The organism is Novosphingobium sp. (assembly GCF_041915465.1).
In the GTDB taxonomy this organism is placed as follows: Bacteria; Pseudomonadota; Alphaproteobacteria; order Sphingomonadales; family Sphingomonadaceae; genus Novosphingobium.
Window position 1 is genome coordinate 15,917 of record NZ_JAYSBK010000011.1, and the last position, 21,524, is coordinate 37,440.

19 protein-coding genes are annotated in these 21,524 nt (G+C 66.0%); 12 read left to right on the plus strand and 7 right to left on the minus strand.

The window, feature by feature from the left end; genetic code table 11:
- Window positions 1-19: 19 nt before the first annotated feature.
- Window positions 20-703: a TetR/AcrR family transcriptional regulator gene (locus ACE3SN_RS03685; RefSeq protein ID WP_374527579.1), complete on the minus strand. Its 684-nt coding sequence runs from the start codon at window positions 701-703 to the stop codon at window positions 20-22.
- 83 nt (window positions 704-786) lie between these two features.
- On the opposite strand from ACE3SN_RS03685, the gene ACE3SN_RS03690 reads away from it, so the two are divergent.
- The 9 genes from ACE3SN_RS03690 (at window position 787) to ACE3SN_RS03730 (ending at window position 11,162) form a co-directional block, all read left to right on the plus strand.
- A complete protein-coding gene (locus ACE3SN_RS03690) occupies window positions 787-2,520 on the plus strand; it encodes a thiamine pyrophosphate-binding protein (protein ID WP_374527581.1) in 1,734 nt (577 codons plus the stop codon).
- Window positions 2,521-2,530: 10 nt separating this feature from the next.
- Window positions 2,531-3,604: a zinc-binding dehydrogenase gene (locus tag ACE3SN_RS03695; protein ID WP_374527583.1), complete on the plus strand. Its 1,074-nt coding sequence runs from the start codon at window positions 2,531-2,533 to the stop codon at window positions 3,602-3,604.
- A gap of 11 nt (window positions 3,605-3,615) precedes the next feature.
- Window positions 3,616-4,851, plus strand: a complete 1,236-nt coding sequence (locus ACE3SN_RS03700; RefSeq protein WP_374527585.1) for an aminotransferase — start codon at window positions 3,616-3,618, stop codon at window positions 4,849-4,851.
- A 12-nt stretch (window positions 4,852-4,863) separates the two neighbouring features.
- Complete coding sequence (locus ACE3SN_RS03705) at window positions 4,864-6,561, plus strand: class I adenylate-forming enzyme family protein (protein WP_374527587.1); 1,698 nt, start codon at window positions 4,864-4,866, stop codon at window positions 6,559-6,561.
- Between the two features lie 93 nt (window positions 6,562-6,654).
- Entirely contained in the window at window positions 6,655-7,059 is a 405-nt protein-coding gene (locus ACE3SN_RS03710; RefSeq protein ID WP_374527589.1) for a hypothetical protein, read from the plus strand.
- Window positions 7,060-7,239: 180 nt separating this feature from the next.
- Window positions 7,240-7,719, plus strand: a complete 480-nt coding sequence (locus ACE3SN_RS03715) for a copper chaperone PCu(A)C (RefSeq protein WP_374527590.1) — start codon at window positions 7,240-7,242, stop codon at window positions 7,717-7,719.
- Window positions 7,706-8,371, plus strand: a complete 666-nt coding sequence (locus tag ACE3SN_RS03720; protein WP_374527592.1) for an SCO family protein — start codon at window positions 7,706-7,708, stop codon at window positions 8,369-8,371. Before ACE3SN_RS03715 ends, ACE3SN_RS03720 begins: the two co-directional genes overlap by 14 nt.
- Before the next feature lie 28 nt (window positions 8,372-8,399).
- Window positions 8,400-10,520 (plus strand): TonB-dependent receptor plug domain-containing protein, encoded by a 2,121-nt coding sequence (locus ACE3SN_RS03725; protein WP_374527594.1) that lies wholly within the window; start codon window positions 8,400-8,402, stop codon window positions 10,518-10,520.
- A gap of 3 nt (window positions 10,521-10,523) precedes the next feature.
- The gene (locus ACE3SN_RS03730) at window positions 10,524-11,162 is read left to right on the plus strand and encodes an energy transducer TonB (protein ID WP_374527596.1); all 639 of its coding nucleotides are present in this window, start codon (window positions 10,524-10,526) and stop codon (window positions 11,160-11,162) included.
- On the opposite strand, the gene ACE3SN_RS03735 is transcribed toward ACE3SN_RS03730, so the two are convergent.
- The 3 genes from ACE3SN_RS03735 to ACE3SN_RS03745 form a co-directional block, all read right to left on the minus strand.
- Window positions 11,159-11,338: a rubredoxin gene (locus ACE3SN_RS03735; protein WP_374527598.1), complete on the minus strand. Its 180-nt coding sequence runs from the start codon at window positions 11,336-11,338 to the stop codon at window positions 11,159-11,161. The two genes, ACE3SN_RS03730 and ACE3SN_RS03735, sit on opposite strands and share 4 nt — an antisense overlap.
- A gap of 4 nt (window positions 11,339-11,342) precedes the next feature.
- The gene (locus ACE3SN_RS03740) at window positions 11,343-12,635 is read right to left on the minus strand and encodes a cytochrome P450 (protein WP_374527600.1); all 1,293 of its coding nucleotides are present in this window, start codon (window positions 12,633-12,635) and stop codon (window positions 11,343-11,345) included.
- A gap of 137 nt (window positions 12,636-12,772) precedes the next feature.
- Window positions 12,773-14,191: an aldehyde dehydrogenase family protein gene (locus ACE3SN_RS03745; protein WP_374527602.1), complete on the minus strand. Its 1,419-nt coding sequence runs from the start codon at window positions 14,189-14,191 to the stop codon at window positions 12,773-12,775.
- A gap of 194 nt (window positions 14,192-14,385) precedes the next feature.
- Between ACE3SN_RS03745 and ACE3SN_RS03750 the strand changes: the two genes are divergently transcribed.
- From ACE3SN_RS03750 to ACE3SN_RS03760, 3 genes are all read left to right on the plus strand, one after another.
- On the plus strand, window positions 14,386-16,599 hold the full coding sequence (locus ACE3SN_RS03750; RefSeq protein ID WP_374527604.1) for a TonB-dependent receptor: 2,214 nt from the start codon (window positions 14,386-14,388) through the stop codon (window positions 16,597-16,599).
- A gap of 62 nt (window positions 16,600-16,661) precedes the next feature.
- The gene (locus ACE3SN_RS03755) at window positions 16,662-17,528 is read left to right on the plus strand and encodes a helix-turn-helix domain-containing protein (RefSeq protein ID WP_374527606.1); all 867 of its coding nucleotides are present in this window, start codon (window positions 16,662-16,664) and stop codon (window positions 17,526-17,528) included.
- Window positions 17,529-17,538: 10 nt separating this feature from the next.
- On the plus strand, window positions 17,539-18,648 hold the full coding sequence (locus ACE3SN_RS03760) for an NAD(P)-dependent alcohol dehydrogenase (protein WP_374527608.1): 1,110 nt from the start codon (window positions 17,539-17,541) through the stop codon (window positions 18,646-18,648).
- A 15-nt stretch (window positions 18,649-18,663) separates the two neighbouring features.
- Here the strand turns inward: ACE3SN_RS03760 and ACE3SN_RS03765 are convergent, their stop codons facing one another.
- The 3 genes from ACE3SN_RS03765 to ACE3SN_RS03775 are packed head-to-tail and all read right to left on the minus strand — an operon-like array spanning window position 18,664 to window position 21,443.
- Window positions 18,664-19,929 carry a TolC family protein gene (locus ACE3SN_RS03765; protein WP_374527610.1) on the minus strand — a complete coding sequence of 422 codons (1,266 nt, stop codon included), beginning with the start codon at window positions 19,927-19,929 and terminating at the stop codon, window positions 18,664-18,666.
- Window positions 19,930-19,941: 12 nt separating this feature from the next.
- Window positions 19,942-20,145: a DUF2892 domain-containing protein gene (locus ACE3SN_RS03770; RefSeq protein WP_374527612.1), complete on the minus strand. Its 204-nt coding sequence runs from the start codon at window positions 20,143-20,145 to the stop codon at window positions 19,942-19,944.
- 17 nt (window positions 20,146-20,162) lie between these two features.
- Complete coding sequence (locus ACE3SN_RS03775) at window positions 20,163-21,443, minus strand: NAD(P)/FAD-dependent oxidoreductase (protein WP_374527614.1); 1,281 nt, start codon at window positions 21,441-21,443, stop codon at window positions 20,163-20,165.
- Window positions 21,444-21,524: the final 81 nt, after the last annotated feature.

Below are 21,524 nucleotides of genomic sequence, written 5' to 3' on the forward strand. Positions count from 1 at the left end.
TCTCCGCTGTTTGTCTTGTTCAGTGCCGCTCAAGCGAGGGCGGATCGAAGTCCCATTCGCGATGCAGTTCCGTTGGGCTGCCCAGCAAACGCTCGACCAGTTCGATATGTCCCTGCTTCACCGCTTCGACCGCGCTCAGGATCATCGCGCGATTGGCGTTGAACATCAGTTCGATGGTCAGGCCGCGCATGTTCGAGCCAAGCAGGCGGCCGTGCACCAGGAACCGCCCAAGGTCCGTGATCCCCGCATCGCGCGCCAACTGGGCGTTCATCCGGTCGATCCGGCGATCCACGGGTTCGACGATGGGGCGCAGGCCCGTGGCCAGGGCATGGTCCCAACGTGAGGCGAGCAGGATTTCGGTAAGCGCGGTCGCGGGTGCGCTGTTGTGGACCTGCCAGGCGATATCGGCGAGCGCGATGAGCCGGGCGACGGGATCGCCGACCCGATCGAGCGCGCTGCGCGCGGTGTCCATCATCTCGCCCATCGCCACCTCGGCCACGGCCAGAATCAGGTCGTGGCGGGTGGGGAACTGGTTGAGCACCGAGCCGCGCCCGACGGCGGCTTCGGCCATCACCGCTTCGATGCTGGTCGCACCGTAACCGCCGCGCTGCAGACAGGTGATTGTCGCGCGCAGAAGTGCCTCGCGCGTGGCCTCGCCGCGCTTGTTGCGCCGCTTCTCGCTCGTGTCCCCCCGGGTCTTCATGGCATGATTATGGTCTAGGTTGACCAAAAATTGCAAGCCTGCAATGCTTGGACCAACAACAACACGGGATTGAGGATTCGCGGATGACCCAGCAACCGGCTCTGACGGGGGGCGACCTGCTTGCCCGGACCCTGCGCGAAGCAGGCGTTACCCAGGCCTTCGCGCTCCACGGCGGGCATCTTGAGGCGCTGCTCAAGGGCTGTGTCGAAAACAACATCGCGCTGCTCGATTTCCGGCATGAGGCCGCCGCCGGCCACGCCGCCGATGCCTATGCCCGCGCCACTTGCCAGCTTGGCGTGTGCATCGTCACGGCGGGGCCCGGCATCGCCAATGCGGTTCCGGCCGTCGCCAATGCCTTCCTCGATGCGGTACCGATGCTGTTCCTGATTGGCGCGCCACCGCTGCGCGAGGCGGAAACCAATCCGCTGCAGGGCGGGTTCGATCAGATCGCGATGCTGACCCCGATCACCAAGTGGGCACACCGTATCACCAACACCGAACGCATTCCCGACATTGCCGCGATGGCGATCCGCAAGGCGATGACCGGGCGGCGCGGGCCGGTGGTGCTCGAACTGCCGATCGACGTGCTGCATATGAGCGCCGACCCCCGCACCACGACCGCGCCTGCCGGGCTGATGGTCCGTTCGCGCCCGGCGCCGTCCGCCGCAGAGGCCGATGCCCTGATCGCGCTGCTCGCCGGGGCCGAGCGTCCCGCGATCATCGCGGGCGGCGATGCGCGCCAGGCCGATTGCGGCACGGAATTGCTTAAGTTCGCCGAGGTGAGCGGCATCCCGGTGTTCTCTAACAGCAAGGCGCAGGGGTTGCTGCCGCTGGATCATCCGCAGAACGCGGGGGCTCCGGGCGGGCTGGCCGTGCTGGGCCTGATGGGGCTGCCGCGTCCCGACGTGGTGCTGCTGCTCGGCGCGCGCATGGGGCTGCTGCTGGGTGGGCGCTCGGGCGGGATCGTTCCGCATGAGGCCACCCTGGCGCAGGTCTATTCCGACGCTGGCGAAATCGGGCGGATCAAGGATGTGGCCGTGGGCATTGCCGCCGATTGCCGCTCGACCCTGAAAGAACTGAACGCGCGCGCAGGGAAGGTGCAATGGCGCAAGCGCCCCGAATGGGATGCGCTGACCGGCGGGCTCAAGGCGCCGATGGACGCGCTGTTCCCCGATGCCCAGACTGAGGGCGGGATCCATCCCTACCACGCCGCCAAGATCATCATGGAAGTCACCGGGCCGGATGCGGCCTATGCCTTCGACGGGGGCGAGGCATCCTCGTGGGCGGGCGATCTGGTTCAGGTCAACGGCCCCGGTCAGGTCCAGGGGCATGGCTATCTCGGCTGCCTTGGCATCGGGCCGGGCTTTGCCATCGGCCTCGCCAAGGCTTTCCCCGGAAAGCGGGTGCTGCACGTGACCGGCGACGGGGCGATGGGCTTTCACATCCAGGAATTCGACACGATGGTCCGCCACGGCCTGCCGGTGGTGACGGTGGTGTTCAACAACCAGGTCTGGGGCATGTCGATCCACGGCCAGCAGATCATGTTCGGCGCGAACTATTCGGTGATCAGCCAGCTGCCGGGCAGCAACTATGCCAATATCGCCGCCGGGTTCGGCTGCCATGCCGAGCGCGTGAGCGACATCGGCGATCTGGCCGCCGCGATGGAGCGCGCCTTTGCCGCTGGCAAGCCCGCGCTGGTTGAGGTTATGACCGATCCCGCCGTGGTCCATCCGGTTACCCCGGCGATGCTTGGCAAGCCCGAAGGAGGCTCGAGCGAGATCGTGATTCCCTACTACGAAAACATTCCGCAGGGCTGAGGAGAGAGCCATGAAGGCAGTTGTGAAGCGCGGCAATGCGCTCGAACTCGATGTGAATTACGCCGATCCGACCCCGGGCGAAGGGCAAGTGCTGGTGCGCACGCTGGCTTGCGGGATCTGCGGATCGGACCTGCACGCGCTGCACCATCTTGACCACATGGCCGATATGTCGCGCCGGTCGGGCTCGCTCTCTAACCTCGATACCAAGGCCGACATGGTGTTCGGCCACGAGTTCGCTTTCGAAGTGCTCGATTACGGCGTGAACACCGCGCGCCGCCTGCCGGTTGGCACGGTCTGCACCAGCCTTCCGGCGGCAGCCGGGCCGCAGGGGATGGAGCTGGTGGGCTATTCCAACCGCTTCCCCGGCGGCTTCTCCGAAATGATGGTGCTGCAGGCCGATCTGCTGCTGCCCGTGCCCGAAGGCCTGCCGGTGGACCTTGCCGCGATGACCGAGCCGTTTGCCGTGGGTGAACACGCGGTCGCCCGCGCGCGGCTCGATCCGCGCACCGTGGCGATGGTGATCGGCTGCGGCCCGGTGGGCCTTGCGGTGATCGCCGCATTGAAGCTGCGCGGCGTCGGCCCGATCGTCGCCGCCGACCTTTCGGCAGAACGCCGCAAGACCGCCGAGGCGATGGGCGCAGACATCGTGATCGACCCGGCTGAGGGCTCGCCGCATGACCAGTGGGCCAGCCTTGGCGTGGCGCAGAGCCTGGCCGAAGCCTCGGTCTGGGCGATGACCTGCAAGGAAAGCCGCCCCGCCGTGGTGTTCGAATGCGTCGGCGTGCCCGGCATGATCCAGTCGCTGCTCGAAAACGGGCCTCCGGGCGCGCAGATCGTGGTGGTTGGCGTGTGCATGGAAACCGACCGGTTCGAACCCGGCATCGCGATCAACAAGCAGATGGGGCTGGACTTCGTGTTCGGTTATTCGCCCGAGGAATTCGCCGGCACGCTGCACAACATCGCCGATGGCAAGATCGCGGCCTCGACCGTGCTGTCGGGCACGGTCGGGCTGGACGGGGTGGCCGAAGCGTTCCGCCGCTTGTCGAGCGAACCGTCACTGGTCAAGGTGCTGGTCAAACCGTAAGCTTCACGGCGATGACCGCACTTTCCAGCCTGCCGCCACCCACCGTCACCATCTTCGAGCAGATGTCGGGCCTTGCCCGCGAGCTTGGAGCGATCAACCTTGGGCAGGGCTTTCCCGACATGCCCGAGGACGACACGCTGACGGGCGCGGCGGTGCGTTCGCTGACCGGGCGGTCGAACCAGTACCCGCCGATGCGGGGTCTGCCCGAACTGCGCGGCGCGATTGCCGGGTGGTATGGCGCTGCGCAAGGGCTTGAAGTCGCGCCCGAAGAGGTTGTCGTCACGTCCGGGGGCACCGAGGCGCTCGCCGCCTCGATCCTGGCGCTGGTGCGCCCGGGCGACGAGGTGATCCTCGTCCAGCCGCTTTACGATGCCTATTTGCCGCTGGTTCAGCGCGCGGGCGGCATCGCGCGGCTGGTCAGCCTGACCCCGCCGGACTGGGCCTTGCCGCTGGGCGATCTGGAAGCTGCGATCACGCCGAAGACCCGGCTGCTGATCCTCAATACGCCGAACAATCCCACTGGCACGCAGCTGGACCGGGCGACCCTCGAAGCCATCGGCGCGCTGGCCGAACGCCACGATTTCTTCGTGCTGAGCGACGAGGTGTGGGAAGGGATGCTCTATGACGGCGCGGAGCACATTTCGGTGCTGGCGATCCCTTCGCTGCGCGGCCGCGCGGTCAAGGTCGGTTCGGCGGGCAAGATCTTTTCACTGACCGGCTGGAAGGTCGGCTGGGTGGTGGCCGCACCAGCCATCGCCGCTGCCATTGCCGACCGGCATCAGTTCATCACTTTTACCACCGCCACGCCGCTGCAATGGGCCGTGGCCGAAGGGCTGGCCTTGCCGAGCAGCTGGTTCGCCACGCACCGCGCCCGCTATGCCCATGCGCGTCAGCGGCTGGTCAGCGCATTGACGGCGGGCGGATTCAGCCTGCTGCCCGCGCAAGGCACCTGGTTCGTGGTCGCGGACCTTGCCGCTTCCGGCCTGCCCGCCGACGATGTTACCGTGGCGACCCGGCTGATTCGCGAGGGCGGCGTCGCATCGATCCCTGTCTCGGCCTTTTATGCCGAGGCGCCGGAACGCGGATACCTGCGGCTGTGCTTTGCCAAACAGGATGCCACGCTGGATGAAGCGGCGGCGCGGCTGGTGCGCTTCCGCACGGGACAACGAACAATTGGCCGCATCGGTTGCGAAACGGGACTTGCCGCCCCGGCGCAGCCATGCAAGCCTGCACACAAACACAGGTAATGGGCGAGAGAGATGCATTACAAGGAACTGGAAGCAGCGCGCAACGAATTGACCGGCCCGGGCGGCGTGTTCGAGATCGTCGAGCAGGAAATCCGCGGGCAGATGCTGCGCTGCTACAAGAACGCCCCGCCCACGGTGCGCGATTTCTGGCTTTCGACCGCCGCCTTCGCGGACCGCGACTACCTGATCTATGGCGATGAACGGATCACCTACGCGCAGGCGCACGAACAGGTTGCCGCAATCGCCGCATGGCTGATCGAACAGGGCGTTCAGCCGGGCGAGCGCGTTGCGATTGCCATGCGCAACTATCCGGAATGGATGCTGGCCTATTGGGCCTGTGTGTCCTGCGGGATCGCCGTGGTCGGGATGAACGCCTGGTGGACCACCGAGGAAATGGCCTATGCGCTGGAGGATTCCGATCCCAAGGTCATGTTCCTCGACGCCGAACGGCTCGAACGCTTCCGCGGCTGCACCGAGCTGGCCGGCAAGATCAAGCTGGTCGGCGTGCGGCTGGATAGCTGGCCCGCCGATGTCACCCCCTGGGCCGATGTCATCGCCCACGGCGGCGCCATGCCCGACATCGCCGTCGATCCCGACAGCGACGCCTGCATCTTCTATACCTCGGGCACCACCGGCCATCCCAAGGGCGCGCAGCTGACCCACCGGGGTTGCGTGGCGAACCTCATGAACCTGCTCTACGCCGGGGCGTCTTCGGCGGCTGCGGTTGAAAAGGCGACCGGCGTTGCCCCGCCGGCCGATCCGCCGATCCCGGTCGCGCTGCTGACCACGCCGCTGTTCCATGTGACGGCCAACAATTGCGGTGCCTATGCGTGCACCGCGCTCGGCGGCAAGCTGGTGCTGATGTACCGCTGGGATGCGGGCGAAGCGCTGAAGCTGATCGCGCGTGAAGGCGTGACCACGATGAGCGGCGTGCCGATCATGGCGCGCGAAGTGATCAATCACCCCGATTTCGCCACGACCGACACTTCCAGCCTGACTGCGCTGGCCGGCGGCGGGGCGCAGGTTCCGCCGGACCTGGTGCTCAAGATCGAGGAGCAGGTCACCACCGCACGGCCCGGCACGGGCTATGGCATGACCGAAACCTGCGGGATCATTACCTCGATCTCGGGCGACTTTTTCGTCGACAAGCCCGATAGCGCCGGGCCGGCCATGCCGACCTTCGAAGCCGCCTGCTTCGACGATGACGGCAACCGCCTGCCCGATGGCGAGATCGGTGAGCTGTGGGTCAAGGGTTCGTGCGTGATCAAGGGCTATATCAACCGGCCCGAGGCCACTGCCGCTTCGATCACCGACGGCTGGCTCCACACCGGCGACGTCGCCCGGATCGATGAGCACGGGTTCATCTTCATCGTCGATCGCAAGAAGGACATGGTCCTGCGCGGGGGCGAGAACGTCTATTGCGCCGAGGTTGAATCCGCGATCTATCGCCACCCGGCTGTGGCCGAATGCTGTGTCTTTGGTGTGCCGGACGACCGGCTGGGCGAGGAAGTGGGCGTGGCGGTGGTGCTCAAGCCCGGCGCCAACCTTTCGGCCGAGGACCTGCGCGAGGATTGCGGGCGGCACATCGCCAAGCACAAGTGCCCGCGCTACGTCTGGTTCATGGACGAGCCGCTGCCGCGCAATGCCAGCGGCAAGTTCCTGAAGCGCGAACTGCGAGACCGGCTGAGCCCCGAAGTGGTTGCCGCCTGATCGCTTTGCGGTAGCGCCCATTGCTTTGCGCTAGCGCAAGGACACCGCGATCAATGCGTGACATGGGCGGGGCTGCAAACTAAGGCCCCGTCCGTGCACTCGCTTCGCACCTTCCTGCGGCGTAACCGCGCCCTGACCATGTTCGTGGTCGTGGCGGCGCTGTGCCTGAAGGCGGCGATGCCGGCCGGGTTCATGCTGGAAACCAAGGGCCGGGTGCTTACCGTCGCGCTCTGCTCCGATGCCAGCGGCACGGCGCTGACCCAGGATATCGTGATCGTGGCGCACGGCGAACAGGGCGGCGGGCACCCGGTCAAGGCCGATGCGGCCTGTCCCTATGGGGCGCTGTCGATGGCCTCGCTCGGCGGTGCCGACGTGGTGCTGCTCGCGGCGGCAATCGCCTTCATTCTCGCGCTTGGCTACCTCGCGGCGCGCGTCCCGCCGATCCGGCGGCTTACCCACATCCTGCCGCCCCTGCGCGGCCCCCCGGCGCTGGCCTGACAGCCGCCAGCTGACGGCACGATCGCGCGCGTGCGGGCCATGTCCTGCGCGGGCGATGCTCCTGCCGCAGCCCCCATCAACCACGCCCAAGCACCGCATGCCCGCGGTGCCCGATCAAGCCTTTCCCGCGCGAGAGCGGGGTTCCGATCGGTCGGCGTGGACCATTTCAGGAGTACCGACATGACCATGTCGTTTCGTTCGATTGCCGCCGCTGCGCTCTGCGCAGCTGTTGCCGCCCCCTTGGCTGCCGCTGCCGCACAGGTTGGCAGCATTACGATTTCAGCCCCATGGGCACGCGAAACTGCGCCCGGGCAGGCCAACGGCGGCGGGTTCCTGTCCATCGCCAACACCGGCAAGGCCGACGACCGCCTGCTAGGCGCGAGTTCGCCCGCAGCCCGCGAAGTCCAGCTTCATTCGATGGAGATGGATGGATCGGTCATGCGCATGCGCCAGGTGACCGGGGGGATTGCCGTGCCCGCTGGGCAGACCGTCAGGCTGAAGCCCGGCAGTCTCCACCTGATGTTCATCGGTCTCAAGCAGCCGCTGAAGCGCGGCGAGGCGGTTCCAGTCACGCTGCGCTTCGAACGGGCTGGCACGATCAAGGTGCGCCTTGCCGTGCAGCCGGTCGGCGCAATGGAGGCCGGCAATGGCGGACATTGAGCTTGAGCCGATCGAAGCGGGCTTCGGCGAGGGCGATGGCGGCAAGGGCGACGGCGGCGAAGGCGGCAACCCCGCCTCGCTCGGCTGGCTGCTCTGGCTGGTCGCAGGCTTGCTGCTGGCGATTGGCGCACTTGTCATGCTGGGCAGGAACGATAGTCCGGCCTTGTCCGAAACCAACCTCGGCGGGCCGTTCACCCTGACCGCATCCGACGGTTCGGTCGTGACGGAGCAGACCTTCGCGGGCAAGCCCTTCGCGATCTACTTCGGCTACACGCGCTGCCCGGACATCTGCCCGACCAGCCTCGCCCGGCTGGCGCGGCTGCGCCAGAAGCTGGGCAAGGATGGCGACAGGTTCGACATCGTCTTCGTCTCGGTCGATCCCGAGCACGACAAGCCGGCCGCGATCGGCGAATACGTCAAGCTGTTCGGCACCCCGATCATCGGCCTGACCGGGACCGAGGCACAGCTCAAACAGGCCGAGCGCGGCTATGGCATCTTCGTCAACAAGGTGCCGCAAGCGGGCGGCGATTACCTGATCGACCACACCGCCGCGACCCTGCTGGTCAACCGGCAGGGCCGTGTCACCGAAATCATCGACCATGAAGAAACCGACGCCTCCGCGCTTGCCAAGCTCAAGCACGTGATCGGCTGACCATCTGATTTACAAGGATTATTGCACAATGACTTTCCGTATCCTGCTTGCTGCAAGCACCATGCTGTTTCCCGCCGCTGCCTTTGCCCAGGAAGCGACTGCGCTTCCCCCGGTGGCGGTTGATAGCGACAATCCGACCGAGACCATCGGCACTGCGCCGCTTGCGGGCACCGAACTGGGGCAAGACAAGCTGCGCCAGTCGAGCACCAGCGACACCGCCGACCTGCTCAGCCAAATCCCCGGCGTCAGTGCCAATACCGGCGGCGGTTTTTCCTCGATGCCGGCGATCCATGGCCTGAACGAACAGCGCCTCAAGATCACCGTCGATGGCCATCCGATCGACGCGGCCTGCCCCAACGATATGAATTCGCCGCTGTCCTACACGGTGCCGCAGACGCTTGGATCGGTCCATGTCGTTACCGGCGTTGCCCCGGTCAGCATGGGCGGTGACAACATCGGCGGCGTGATCGCGGTGTCCAGCCCTGCGCCGGTCTTCGCCAGCGGGGAAAGCCTGCTGGCCTCGGGCGAGGCTTCGGCCTTCTATCGCTCCAACGGCGACGGGTTCGGTGGTTCGCTGCGCCTGACGCTGGCAACCCGCACTCTCAGCGCGACCTATACCGGCAGCTACACACAGGCGCAGCAGTACGAAGGCGGCGGCAATCGCGGCCTTGTCCGCTCCACCGAATATGCCAAGACCGACCATGCGCTCGACCTGGCGCTGCAGACCGGGGCAGGGCTGTTTCGTCTGAAGGGCGGTTATCACTTTTCACCCTACGAAGGCTTTGCCAACCAGGCGATGGACATGGTTTCGAACAAGTCGTGGTTCGTGAATGCGGGCTACGAGGGTGAGTTCGACTGGGGCTCGCTGCGCCTTACGGCCGATTACCGCGACACCGACCACGAAATGAACTTCCTCGAGGACAAGCTCCCCGGCGACATGCCGATGCTGACCGAGGTTCACACCTTCTCCGCTTCGGCCAAGGTCGAACTGCCGGTTTCGGCGCGCGATACGCTGCACTTTGGCGGGGAATACCACCACCAGTGGCTCAACGATTACTGGCCCGCCGTACCCGGTTCGATGATGATGGGTCCGAACACGTACATCAATCTCAACGCCGCGCACCGCGACCGGATTGGCGGCTATGGCGAGTGGGAAGCCCACTGGAGTGAGCGCCTGTCGAGCGTGATCGGCGTGCGGCTTGACCGGGTGTCGATGAACACCGGCACGGTCCAGCCCTATTCGATGATGAATGCCTTCGATGTGGCGACCGCTGCCACCTTCAACGCCGCAGACCGCCAGCGCACCGACCACAACTGGAGCGCATCGGCGCTGGTCAGCTATGCCCTTGGCGAAGGCGCGACGATCGAGGTGGGCTATGCCCACAAGGCGCGCTCGCCCAATCTCTACGAGCGCTATTCGTGGGGCCAGGGCGGCATGGCGAGCCGGATGATCGGCTGGTACGGCGATGGCAACGGTTACGTTGGCAACCTCAATCTCAAGAGCGAGCGCGCCGATACGCTGAGCGCCGCGCTGGACCTGAAGGGCGCGAATGGCGGCTGGTCGCTCAGGATCGCGCCCTATTACACCCATGTCAGCGACTACATCGACGCCGTGTTCGTCAAGCCGATCACCAATATGATGGCGATGCCCACCCCCTTCGTGCAGCTGCAATTCGCCAACCAGGAAGCCGAGTTCTATGGCCTCGACGTGTCGGGGCAGCTCGTACTGGCACGCGGGGAAGGGCAGGACGCCACTTCGCTGACCGGCTCGCTCGCCTGGCTGCACGGGCAGAACCTGGCCGACCACGGCCCGCTCTATCACCAGATGCCGCTCGACCTGAAGCTCGCCCTCCAGCACCGCGCCGGGCCGATCGAGGCCGGCGTGGAACTGGAATGGGTGGCCGAAAAGACCCGCGTCGATGCCACCCGCAACGAACCGCGCAGCGATGCCTATGCGCTGGTGAACCTGCGGCTGGGCTACGATCTTGGCCCGGTTCGCCTGTCGATGGAGGTTGAGAACCTGTTCGACAAGGCCTACGACCTGCCGCTCGGCGGGGTCTCGCTGGGTGACTACAAGGCGACCGGCGTGCTGCGCGCCGTGCCGGGCAAGGGGCGCTCGGTGAACTTCGGCATCAGCACGGCGTTCTGAGCCATGGACGAGGGCGGGCGCGTGCGGATCGGGTCTGCGCTGGCGGCGCTTGCGCTGCACGTGCTCGCCTTTGCCGCAGCCATTGCCATCGGCAGCTCTGGCGCCGCTCCGGGCAAAAGCAAGACCGATCACCTGACGGTCATCGCGCTCGAGCCGCCGCGCCCCAGTCAGCCGGCGGTACGGCCGCGTTCTGTGGCGGCACCTACCCAATCCGAACCATCCGCAATGCCCAAGACCGTGCTGCAAGTCCCGCCCCCCGGGCTTGTAACGCGCGGTCCGGCGGCGGCGGTGGCTGAAGCTAAGGCGCTGCCTCCCCAGGCAGCCGAGGCAGCAGCCCCGCCGCCGCCACCCCGTTCGGCGCCGCCATCGCCAACTGCACTGGGCAGTTACACACGCACCCTGTGGCAGCATATTGCCGCGCACCGCCCGCGTGGGATCCGCATGAGCGGGATCACGGTGCTGCGCTTTCGCCTGTCGCCGCAGGGTGCGCTGCTTTCGGCGGAGGTCGCGACGTCCAGTGGCAATCTAAACCTCGACAAGATCGCGCTGCGAACCGTGCGGCAGGCCATACCAATGCCCCCGCCGCCCGATGGGGCGACGGGGGATCAGTTGGTCTTCACCGTCGCGGTGGAGTTCAATTAGTCTTCGATCAGGACCAGACTGGACTTCTCGCTACCGCACTGCGGGCAGTACCAGTCCTCGGGAATGTCCTCATACCGGGTGCCGGGGGGCAGATCGTCCTCCGGCAGGCCGAGTTCCTCGTCATAGATCATGCCGCAATAGTCGCAGCGATACTTGCGAAATGGCGCGCCGGACATGGCTTCAGTCCATTTCGAAGCGGATCGGCACGGCCTTCGGCCCGCAGACGAATTCGCTTTCCGCCATGCGCATTTCGCCTGCCGCCTCGACCTTCTTCAGGCGCGGGATCAGCGTGTTCCACAGCGCGTTGATCTCCATCCGCGCGAGGTGGATGCCAAGGCAGATATGCCCGCCGAACCCGAAGCCGACATGGCGGTTGGGGCTGCGGTGGATGTCGAACTTGAAGGGATCGGGGAAGGCGTCCTCGTCGCGGTTGGCCGAGAGATAGGAGAGGTAGACCAGGTCGCCCTTCTTGATGGTCCGGCCCTTGATCTCGTAATCCCGCGTGGCCGAGCGGACGAACTGCTGCACCGGAGTTGCCCAGCGGATCGTTTCCTCGACAAAGCCCGCGATCAGCGAGGGATCGGCCTTCAGTTCATCGAGCAGGCCGGGATTGTTGGCCAGCGCCCACATCCCCGTGCCGGTGGCCGCCGCCGTGGTGTCATGCCCGGCGGTGGAGGCGATCACGAAGTAGCTGATCAGCGCGCGGTGTTCCAGCGGGCCGCCGTCGATCTTGCCGTTGGCGATCACCGAGGCGAGGTCATGGCGCGGGCAGCGCTGCCGGTCGGCGATGACCGGGGTGTAATATTTCTCGAACTCCTCGAACACGATGGACCAGGTCTTGGTGATCTCGGCCGGGTCGGTCACGTCGGAGCCGGGACGCTTGAGGTCCGGATCGGCATAGGTGAACAGCCACTGGGTCAGTTCCAGCATCTTGGGGTGGTCTTCTTCCGGCACTCCGATGATGTCGAGCACGACCTTGAGCGGGTAGTAAAACGAGATGTCGGTAAAGTCGCACTCGGGCGCCTTGGCGGCGAGCTGGTCGGCATAGGCCTCGGCGATCTTGGCGACCATCGGCTTGAGCTGATTGACCGCGTCCAGGGTAAGCGCCGGGGCGGCAACGTCGCGGTACTTCTTGTGCTCGGGCGGATCGAGCTGGACCAGGCTGCGGAACACGTTCGACTGGCCGCCGGTATATTCGCGCACCAGCGCTTCGCCAGCCTGGCTGATCAGCGTCTTGGAGCGGTCGCCCGAGTGGAAAATATCGTCCTGGCGCGCGATTTCGCGCAGGTCCGCCATCTTGGTGACGATCCAGTGCGGATCATAGCCCGGCACTTCGACCTGGTTCAGCGGATAATCGCGGCGCAGCCGGGTGAACAACGCCTCCACATCCTCGCGGTGCGCGTAGGAGGCGGGGTTGAAGATCGGCGCGACCAGTTCGGCCGGGATCTTTTTGTGGGTCAACGTATCAGTCATGGCCTGCTCCCAAGCCCGGTTTTTCCGGGAATTGGGTCTAGGTTGCGCACCCTAGGTCGATTCAAGCAAGCCCAGCGCAGGGTTTGGCAAGCGGGTGAGCAATTTTGGGCCAATTGCCCACCCGCTGTGCCGAATTGTCAGCCCTTCTTGACCGAGATGGTCTGGGCGGCGGTATATTCCATCAGGCCCTCGCGCCCGCCTTCGACCCCGATGCCCGACTGGCGGCGGCCGCCAAAGGCGGCAACGGGGCTGAGGTACTGGGTTTCGTTGACCCACACCGTGCCGCTGGCGACGCGCTCGGCAATCGACAGCGCGCGGTCGGTATCCGCGCCCCAGACCGAACCGCCAAGACCGTATTCGCTGGCATTGGCGCGGGCGATGGCGTCTTCCACGTCATCGAACTTCAAGAGCGGCAGCACCGGGCCGAACTGCTCTTCCTGCACGATGCGGCTGGTTTCGGGCGGATTGTCGATTATCGTGACCGGGATGAAATAGCCCGGCCCCTCGATCGCATCGCCGCCAAGCAGGATGTTGTGGCCCTGTTCCTTCGAATCCGCGATCAGCGCCTTGACGCGTTCGTACTGCGGGCGGTTGTTGATCGGGCCGATCTGGGTGCCCTGTTCGCTGCCGTCGCCGACCTTCACGGTCTTGGCATATTCGACGATGGCATCGCGCAGCGGCTCGTAAACGTCCTTGTGGATGTACATCCGCTTGGTCGCGATGCAGATCTGGCCGTTGTTGTTGAAGGCCGCCCAGAACAGCTTGGGGGCGATTTCGGCCACGTCGACATCGGGCATGACGATCGCCGGATCGTTCCCGCCCAGCTCCAGCGTGATCCGCTTGAGCCCGGCCGAGGCGCTTTCCATCACGCGCTTGCCGGTGGCGGTGGAGCCGGTGAAGCTGATCTTGTCGATCCCCTGGTGCGCGGTCAGCCACGGGCCGAGCCGGTCGCTGCCGGTGATCACGTTCAGCACGCCGGCGGGCACCACGTCCTTGATCAGTTCGGCCACGCGCAGGGTGGAAAGCGGCGTGAAGGGCGAGGGCTTCAGCACCATAGTGTTGCCCGCCAGCAGGCCCGGGCCGATCTTGAACATCGCCAGGATCAGCGGGAAGTTCCACGGTGCGATCGCGCCGACCACGCCCAGCGGCACGCGGCGGGTTTCGACCCGGCGCTCTTCGCTGTCTTCGACCACGTCGCGCGGCAGGTCGAGGCTGGCCGCGCCCTTGAGCCAATAGCCCGCGCCGATCACTTCGCCTTCGGCCTCGTGGTGGGGTTTGCCCTGTTCGCTGGTCAGCAGGCGCTTCAATTCATCGATATTGGCCAGGATCACGTCCGACATCGCGTTCAGCACCGCGCGGCGCTCGTCCATGGTCTTGGCCGACCAGGCCGGAAAGGCCGCGCGCGCGGCGGCGATGGCGGCGTCGAGATCGGCCTGGCTCGCATCGGGAACGCTGGCAATGACCTGTTCGGTCGCCGGGTTGACCACGTCGAACTGCTCGCTCGCGCCGACCAGCTGGCCGCCGATCAGCATCTTGTACTGGGATGAATCCGCCATTTCTCTCTCTCCGCTGCGAGTCTTTCCCGACTCTAGGGTGCAGGCCCTAGCACAGCAGAGCGCAGCCAAGGTCAAGCGGCAAGATTTGTCAAAACTCGCAGCAAGTGGGTGCAACGCCCTTTGCGCCAAGCCCGGCTATGAGCCCGGATGCGAAATAGCCGTAACGGCACGCCAGGGAGAGAGGACCCGGAAACATGCGTAAGATTCTGATCGCCAGCCTGCTTATGGCTGGTACGAGCCTGCCCACCATCGCCCATGCCCAGGACGAGGCGGCGAGCGATGACTCCGCGATCGTGGTAACCGCACAGCGCCGCGAACAGTCGATCCTCGAAGTGCCGATCGCGATTTCGGCGCTGGGCGGCGACAGCCTCGCGACCAAGGGCATCACCAATTCGGCGAGCCTCCAGTCGGCCGTGCCCAACCTGCAGATTTCCAGCCCCTATGGGCAGACCCAGCCGAACTTCAGCCTGCGCGGGATCAGCGTGGCGAACGAATACAATTCGAACCAGGCCTCGCCGGTCGGCGTCTATATCGACGACGTCTACCTTGCCAACCGCACGGCCCACGGCATGGGCCTGTTCGATCTCGACCGCGTCGAGGTGCTGCGCGGGCCGCAGGGCACGCTGTTCGGCCGCAACACCACCGGCGGGGCGATCAACTTCATCACGCGCGGCCCTTCCTTGTCGGGCGCCAATGGCTATTTCGAAGCCGGCTATGGCAACTTCAACACCTTCACCGCGCAGGGCGCCGCCGAAGCGACCCTGATCGAGGATGCAGTCGGCCTGCGCATTGCGGGCAACTGGGCCAATGGCGACGGACAGGTCAAGAACGTCTATCCCGGCGGGCAGGACGCCTATTCGCAGGACACTCTGCAAGGCCGCGCCACGCTACGTATCCGGCCCGGCAATGGCCCGCTCGACATCAAGCTCAAGGCCTATGGCGGGCGCGATCGCGGCACCCAGGCGGCGGTTCACGGCTTCGCCCCGTTCCGCACCGGCCTCGGCTTCTTCGAGACCAACGAAAATCGCATGGGCACCAACAAGACCGAGGCCTGGGGCGTTTCGGCCAACATTTCCTATGAACTGTCGGACAAGGTCACGCTGACCTCGATCACCTCGCGCGATGGCGGCAAGCAGAACCTGCAGCAGGCCGCCGACGGCTCGCCGATCGACATTCTCGATATTACCTGGCTGTCGAAGTACAACCAATTCAGCGAGGAAGCCCGGATCAACTACAGCTCGGACAAGATCGACCTGGTCGGCGGGTTCTTCTACGGCTGGGACAAGGTCGTCACCGACAACCGCTTCAACGTCGGCAGCATCATCGCACCGGGCGTCGATGGCGGGTTCTTCCAGCACTATGACCAGCTGCGCAAGTCGACCGCGCTGTTCGCGCAGGGCGATTTCAAGCTGACCGACCAGCTGACCCTGACGCTGGGCGCGCGCTATACCTGGGACCGCAGCGAATACCGCGACGGCTATGCCTACCTGTTCATGGCCGGCGTTGGCGATCCGATGGTGCCGCTGGCCAGCACGGTTCCCTGCGCCACCCCGGCGGGTACCTGCGCTTATGACCCGACCCTGCGCTATGCGATCAAGGGCAAGAACAACGCGCTGACGGGGCGCGTCGCGCTGTCGTACAAGACCGACGGCGGCACGCTGCTTTACGCCAGCTACAACCGTGGTTACCGCGCGGGCGCGTTCAACGTCGGCGGCTATACCTCTTCGGCCGGGATCACCTATATCGATCCGGAACAGGTCAACGCCTACGAAGCCGGGTTCAAGGGCCGGTTCCTGGGGATGCTGACCCTGTCGGGCGCCGCGTTCTATTACGACTACAAGAACCAGCAGGTGCAGGATACGCGCGCCGGGCCGGTCTCGTTCCTGGTCAATGCGCCCAAGTCCGAAGTCTATGGCGCGGAACTGGAAGCATCGGCGAAGCTTTCGCCGATGGTCAGCGTTAACTTCGCGGCGGGCTATCTCCATGCGCGCTACAAGAAGCTGACCCTGCAGGGCACGGCGCTCGACGGCAACTCGTTGCCCTTCGCGCCGGAACTGACGTTGCAGGGCGGGCTGGACCTGACTTTGCTGGATAACGACACCGGCAAGCTGAAGCTTTCGCCCAGCGTCTCGTACTTCTCCAAGCAGTTCTTCTCGCCGTTCAACACGGTCAACGCCGTGGGTTCGCCGCAGGTCAACTCGGAACTGCAACAGGGCGGCTATGCCAAGGTCAACGTGACCGCCTCGTTCGAAACCGGGCCGTTCACCTTCCGCGCCTTCGTCAACAACCTCTTCAACGAGAAGACCTATGTCTATGGGCTGGACCTGCGCGGTGCGGGCTTCCCGTACAACTACCTCGTGCCGTCCACGCCGCGCACCTTTGGCGGATCGGTGCGGATCGCGTTCTGATCGTTTGACAGTGAACCCGCACGCGTGATCAAACGCGCGCGGGACGATGGAGGCGGCGGACAATGGCCGAGACCTGGAGCAACGAACAGATCATTGCCGACAGCTTGGGAAGGGCCGCCGATATCGAGATCGGCGGGTCGGCCAACGGCTGGCGGCTGTCGCGCTGGCGGCAGTTCGTCGGCACCTATTCGCTGACCAGCCTGCCCGATCCGCTGTTCGTCGTGCACATTTCCGGCAAGCGCAACATCAAGACCTGGCAGCGCGATTGCTGGAGCGAGCGGGATTCGATCCCGGGCCTTGCCACCATCGTGCCGGCGGGCCAGCCGACCTCGTGGCTGGTCGATGGGGAGCTCGATGTCGTCACGCTGTCGATCGCGACCGACCGGCAGGGGCCGCGCCGGGGCCTCGAACAGTTCGAGCAGATGCGCTTTGCCTTTTCCGACCCGCTGGGCGTGGCGCTGACCCGGCAGGTCCTGTCAGAGCTTTACCAGCCCGAATCCGCCGAGCGCGACGTTTATGTCTCGACCCTGGTCGATGCCTTGCGCGCCCATATGCTGCGCGGACCGATGCAGCCGGTCGAGCCCAGTTTTCCGACTTCCGACTTTTCCGCCTACCGCATCCACCACGTGATGAACGGTGTGCTGCAACATCCCGAAGCCGAGCATTCGGTCGAGGCGATGGCGGCCCAGGCCGGCCTGACCCCGTCGCACTTCTGCCGTGTGTTCAAGCGCGCCACGGGCCTCTCGCCGCACCAGTACGTGATGAAGGCGCGGCTGGAACGCGCGCAGCAGATGCTGGGCGGCACCGAGCTGTCGATCTCGCAGGTTGCCGATTGCCTCGGCTTTGCCAGCCAGAGCCACTTCACGCGGGCCTTCCGCGGCTTTACTGGCCAGACGCCAAGCGACTGGCGCCGGTCAAATCTTCACTGAAAGGTACACCATGCAGACCAAGGCCGCCGTCGCCCGCCAGCCGGGCGGCGATTTCACGATCGAAACGCTGACCGTCAACGGCCCCAAGGCGGGCGAGGTGCTGGTCAAGATCGCGGGTGTCGGCCTGTGCCACACTGACCTGATCTTCCGCGATCAGTTCGCCCCCTATCCGCTGCCGGCCGTGCTGGGCCACGAAGGCGCGGGCACGGTCGAGGCGCTGGGCGAGGGCGTGACCGGCCTTGCCGTGGGCGACCAGGTGGTGCTGGGCTTTTCCAGCTGCGGGGCCTGCCCGCGCTGCGCCGAACACCTGCCCAGTTACTGCGTGAACTTTCCGCCGCTCAACTATGCCGGGATGCGCCTGGAAGACGGATCGAAGGCCTATAGCGCCGGGGAAGAGCCGGTTTCCTCGCACTTCTTCGGCCAGTCGTCGTTCGCGGCGCATGCCGTGGTGCGCGCGGGCAACGTGGTGAAGGTGGAAAATCCGGCCGTGCCGCTCGAACTGCTCGGGCCGCTTGGCTGCGGGCTGCAAACCGGCGCGGGCGGGGTGATGCGCTCGATGGCCTGTCCGGCGGGCTCCAGCCTCGTCGTCATCGGGGGCGGTCCGGTCGGCATGGCAGCCGTGATGGGCGGCGCTATCCAGGGCTGCTCTACCATCGTGCTGGTCGAACCGATCGCCGCGCGCCGCGAACTGGGCCGCGAATTCGGCGCAACCCACGTGATCGACCCGCTTGCGGGCAACCTCACCGAGGCGATCCGGGCGATCCTGCCCGGCGGCAGCGATTTTGCCTTCGACACCTCGGGCCGGGTCGATGCGATCGAAGGTGCACTGGCCGCGCTTGCGCCGCGCGGGATGCTGGGCATGGTCGGCGTGCCGCCGCGCGCGGAGGATGCGATCAGCATCAACGTTGCCGGCGCGATCACCTATGGCCAGCGCGTGATCGGGATCATGGAAGGCGACAGCGATCCGGCGGAATTCATCCCCGAACTGATCCGCCATAACCGTGAGGGCCACTTTCCCTTCGAAAAGCTGGTGACGACCTTCCCGATGTCGCAGATCAACGAAGCCATCGCCGCGCAGGCGCGCGGGGAATGCACCAAGGTTGTCCTGATCCCGGATTGAGCGGGTAAACGCCGCTTATGGCGCGATATTGCCGGTCAGCGCGTTGAGCGTCCAGGCGGCGACGAGCCGCTGGCTCTCGGCCTCGATCCGCGCGGCTTCGGCCTGGGCGGCCTCGCGTTCGGCATCGAGCATGGCGAGCATCGGCTTGGCCCCGACCTGGGCTTCGAGCCGGGTCGAGCGCAGCGTCTCTTCCGCTGCCAGCGCGCGCAGACTGGCGGCTTCGGCCACTTGCGTCGCGGTCTGGTAACCCTGCCAAGCGTCGATCACCGCGCCTTCGAGCGCCTGATCGGCGGCACGTTCGTTGGCCTCGGCCGCAGCGACACCGGCATCGGCGGCGCGGGTTTCGGAGGCGACGCGTCCGCCCGCGAACAGCGTCCAGCGCCCGCGCACGCCCACTGCCAAGGAGTCTGCCTTGTAGCCGGGAAAGAACTGATCGCGCACATGCGCGGCTTCGGAATAGAGCCCGATCGTCGGCATGCCTTCGGCGCGCGCGCCGCGTGCGGCAGCCTTGGCGATGCCGGTCGCCTCGCGCGCCTGGGCCAGCATCGGGTTTGTGGCCCGCGCACGGTCGAGCGCCTCGTCAAGGGTGGCGGGAACGGGCGGCGGCGGGGGCAGCGGGGAAAGGTCGCCCGGTGCCTTGCCGGTCAGGCGGGCATAGCGGGCCTCGGCCGAAACGCGGCGGCCGTGGGCCTGGGCGAGGCCGGCCTCGGCCTCGGCCTTGCGCGCGCGGGCCAGCGCAAGGTCCGACATCGGGATTTCGCCGGTCTTGAAACGCAGTTCGGCGTGGCGTTCGACCTCGGCAAGCGCGGTTACGGTGCGCTCGAAGCGGTTCTCGATCTGGCGCGAGGTCAGCACTTCGCCATAGGCGGCAACCGCGCCCACCACGGTTTCGAGCCGGGCCTGCTCGGCCTGGTAGCGGGCGACGCCGACGCCGCCCTTGGCCTGATCGATCGCCGCGCCGGTGCGTCCGCCCGCCCACAGCGGCATCTGCGCCGTCGCCTGCACCGCGACAGGGGTGGTGTTGGCAGCGGTCAGTCCGAAGAACCCGCCGGGATCGATCCGGCCCTGTCCGGCCGAACCCTCGAGCGTCAGCATCGGCATTCGCTCTGCCTTGGCGCGATCTAGCCGGGCCTTGGCCGCATCTTCGCCCGCGGCGGCGGCATCCAGCGCGGGGGCGTGCTCAAGCGCGTCGGCAATCGCCGTCGGCAGATCCTGCGCCAGTGCGCAAGGGGCCGCAAAGATCGCGGCGGTAGCCAGCAGGCTGGTTGCGAAACGGCGCATCGGCAAGGACTTTCAGTCGAACGATTTGCCCGGCTGGACGCCCAGCTTCTTGAAGATCATTGCCGCCGGGCACCAGCCGGTAAAGCTGGCCTGCAGCATGTTGAGCCCGGCAAAGGCGGTCAGGTACAGCCAGGCCGGGTGAACCCAGTGGGCCAGCGCCAGGCTGGCCAGAACGACCACCCCGGCAAAGCGGAAAACGGCGGAATCGAGCGTCATTGGTCTCTTCCTTTCGTTTACTTGAAGCGCAGCTTGCGGATGCCCAGCGCGTGCAGAGCAAGCTTTTCATAGAACGGTTCGCTGGTACCGCGCCGGACCTTGTGGAGGAAATACTTCTCGAACCCGACCTTGGCGAGATGGACCCACTTGCCGTCGCTCGACCAGTTGAGGTTGCGCGGCGGGATCTGCGGCTGGGCGACGAAGGCCACCCCGCCATCGCCGAAGTCGGCCAGGCAGACCGCGTTCCAGGTGGCTTCCTCGCTCGGCTCCTTGCCATTGAGTTCGGCCTTGAGGTTGGCGGCAATCGCGGTGACCATGGATTCGATCATGAACCCGGTCTTGGGTACGCCCACCGGCACCGGTGTCGGCCCGACCGGCGGGATCGCAACGCACACGCCCAGCGAATAGACGTTCTTGAAGGTCGGGTTGCGCTGGTGCTTGTCGGCCAGGATGAACCCGCGCGGATTGGTCAGCCCCTCGATCCCGAACACGGCCGGGACGCCGCGGAAGGCGGGCAGGATCATCGAAAAGCCGAACGGCAGGTCGTGCTTCGCCTTGGTCGAACCGTCCTCGTTCACTTCCTCGACGTGCATCATCCCGTCCTCGACCTTGCTGATCTTGGAATTGGTGATCCACTTGATGTGGCGATTGCGCATTTCGCTTTCGAGCAGGCCCTTGGTATCGCCCACGCCATCGAGCCCAAGGTGGCCGATATACGGTTCGGCTGTGACGAAGGTCATCGCCACCTTGTCGCGGATCTTGCGGCGGCGAAGTTCGGTATCGACGATCATCGCGAACTCGTAGGCCGGGCCATAGCACGATGCGCCCTGCGCCGCGCCGATCACTACCGGGCGGGGATTGGCGGCCAGCTCTTCGAACATGTCGGCGGCGTGGGCGGCGTGGTCGGTCTTGCAGACGGATTGGGTAAATCCCTGCGGGCCCAGCCCTTCGACCTCGTCAAAGGCGAGGTCCGGCCCGGTGGCGATGACGAGGTAGTCATAGGCAACCGAAGTGCCGTCGTTCAGTTCGATGCGGTTTTCGCCCGGGTGGACGCGCTTGGCGCCGACCGAGGTAAAGCCGATGCCCTTCTTGGCCATGACCGGGGGGAGGTGGACCTTGATCGCGTCCGGCTCGCGCCAGCGCACCGCGACCCAGGGGTTCGAGGGCACGAACCAGTAATCCTCGCTGTCGTTTACGACCATGACATCGGCCTTGCCTTTTACGGCGTCGCGGATCTCATACGCCGCGATCGTGCCGCCAAGGCCTGCACCAAGTACTACGATTACCGGCAGTGCCATGATTCCTGTTCCTCTCTTCCAGCCTGCAATCCCTCGATGCGACCCGAAGGAGCGACTCACTGCGTCTATATCGAAGTTGAC

Coding starts and splice junctions, on each gene's coding strand:
- ACE3SN_RS03735 (WP_374527598.1), bottom strand. CDS start 11,338: ATGTCCGGCGCGCCATTTCGCAAGTATCGCTGCGACTATTGCGGCATG.
- ACE3SN_RS03715 (WP_374527590.1), top strand. CDS start 7,240: ATGACCATGTCGTTTCGTTCGATTGCCGCCGCTGCGCTCTGCGCAGCT.
- ACE3SN_RS03730 (WP_374527596.1), top strand. CDS start 10,524: ATGGACGAGGGCGGGCGCGTGCGGATCGGGTCTGCGCTGGCGGCGCTT.
- ACE3SN_RS03770 (WP_374527612.1), bottom strand. CDS start 20,145: ATGACGCTCGATTCCGCCGTTTTCCGCTTTGCCGGGGTGGTCGTTCTG.
- ACE3SN_RS03765 (WP_374527610.1), bottom strand. CDS start 19,929: ATGCGCCGTTTCGCAACCAGCCTGCTGGCTACCGCCGCGATCTTTGCG.
- ACE3SN_RS03695 (WP_374527583.1), top strand. CDS start 2,531: ATGAAGGCAGTTGTGAAGCGCGGCAATGCGCTCGAACTCGATGTGAAT.
- ACE3SN_RS03745 (WP_374527602.1), bottom strand. CDS start 14,191: ATGGCGGATTCATCCCAGTACAAGATGCTGATCGGCGGCCAGCTGGTC.
- ACE3SN_RS03775 (WP_374527614.1), bottom strand. CDS start 21,443: ATGGCACTGCCGGTAATCGTAGTACTTGGTGCAGGCCTTGGCGGCACG.
- ACE3SN_RS03750 (WP_374527604.1), top strand. CDS start 14,386: ATGCGTAAGATTCTGATCGCCAGCCTGCTTATGGCTGGTACGAGCCTG.
- ACE3SN_RS03755 (WP_374527606.1), top strand. CDS start 16,662: ATGGCCGAGACCTGGAGCAACGAACAGATCATTGCCGACAGCTTGGGA.
- ACE3SN_RS03705 (WP_374527587.1), top strand. CDS start 4,864: ATGCATTACAAGGAACTGGAAGCAGCGCGCAACGAATTGACCGGCCCG.
- ACE3SN_RS03720 (WP_374527592.1), top strand. CDS start 7,706: ATGGCGGACATTGAGCTTGAGCCGATCGAAGCGGGCTTCGGCGAGGGC.
- ACE3SN_RS03685 (WP_374527579.1), bottom strand. CDS start 703: ATGAAGACCCGGGGGGACACGAGCGAGAAGCGGCGCAACAAGCGCGGC.
- ACE3SN_RS03740 (WP_374527600.1), bottom strand. CDS start 12,635: ATGACTGATACGTTGACCCACAAAAAGATCCCGGCCGAACTGGTCGCG.
- ACE3SN_RS03700 (WP_374527585.1), top strand. CDS start 3,616: ATGACCGCACTTTCCAGCCTGCCGCCACCCACCGTCACCATCTTCGAG.
- ACE3SN_RS03690 (WP_374527581.1), top strand. CDS start 787: ATGACCCAGCAACCGGCTCTGACGGGGGGCGACCTGCTTGCCCGGACC.
- ACE3SN_RS03725 (WP_374527594.1), top strand. CDS start 8,400: ATGACTTTCCGTATCCTGCTTGCTGCAAGCACCATGCTGTTTCCCGCC.
- ACE3SN_RS03760 (WP_374527608.1), top strand. CDS start 17,539: ATGCAGACCAAGGCCGCCGTCGCCCGCCAGCCGGGCGGCGATTTCACG.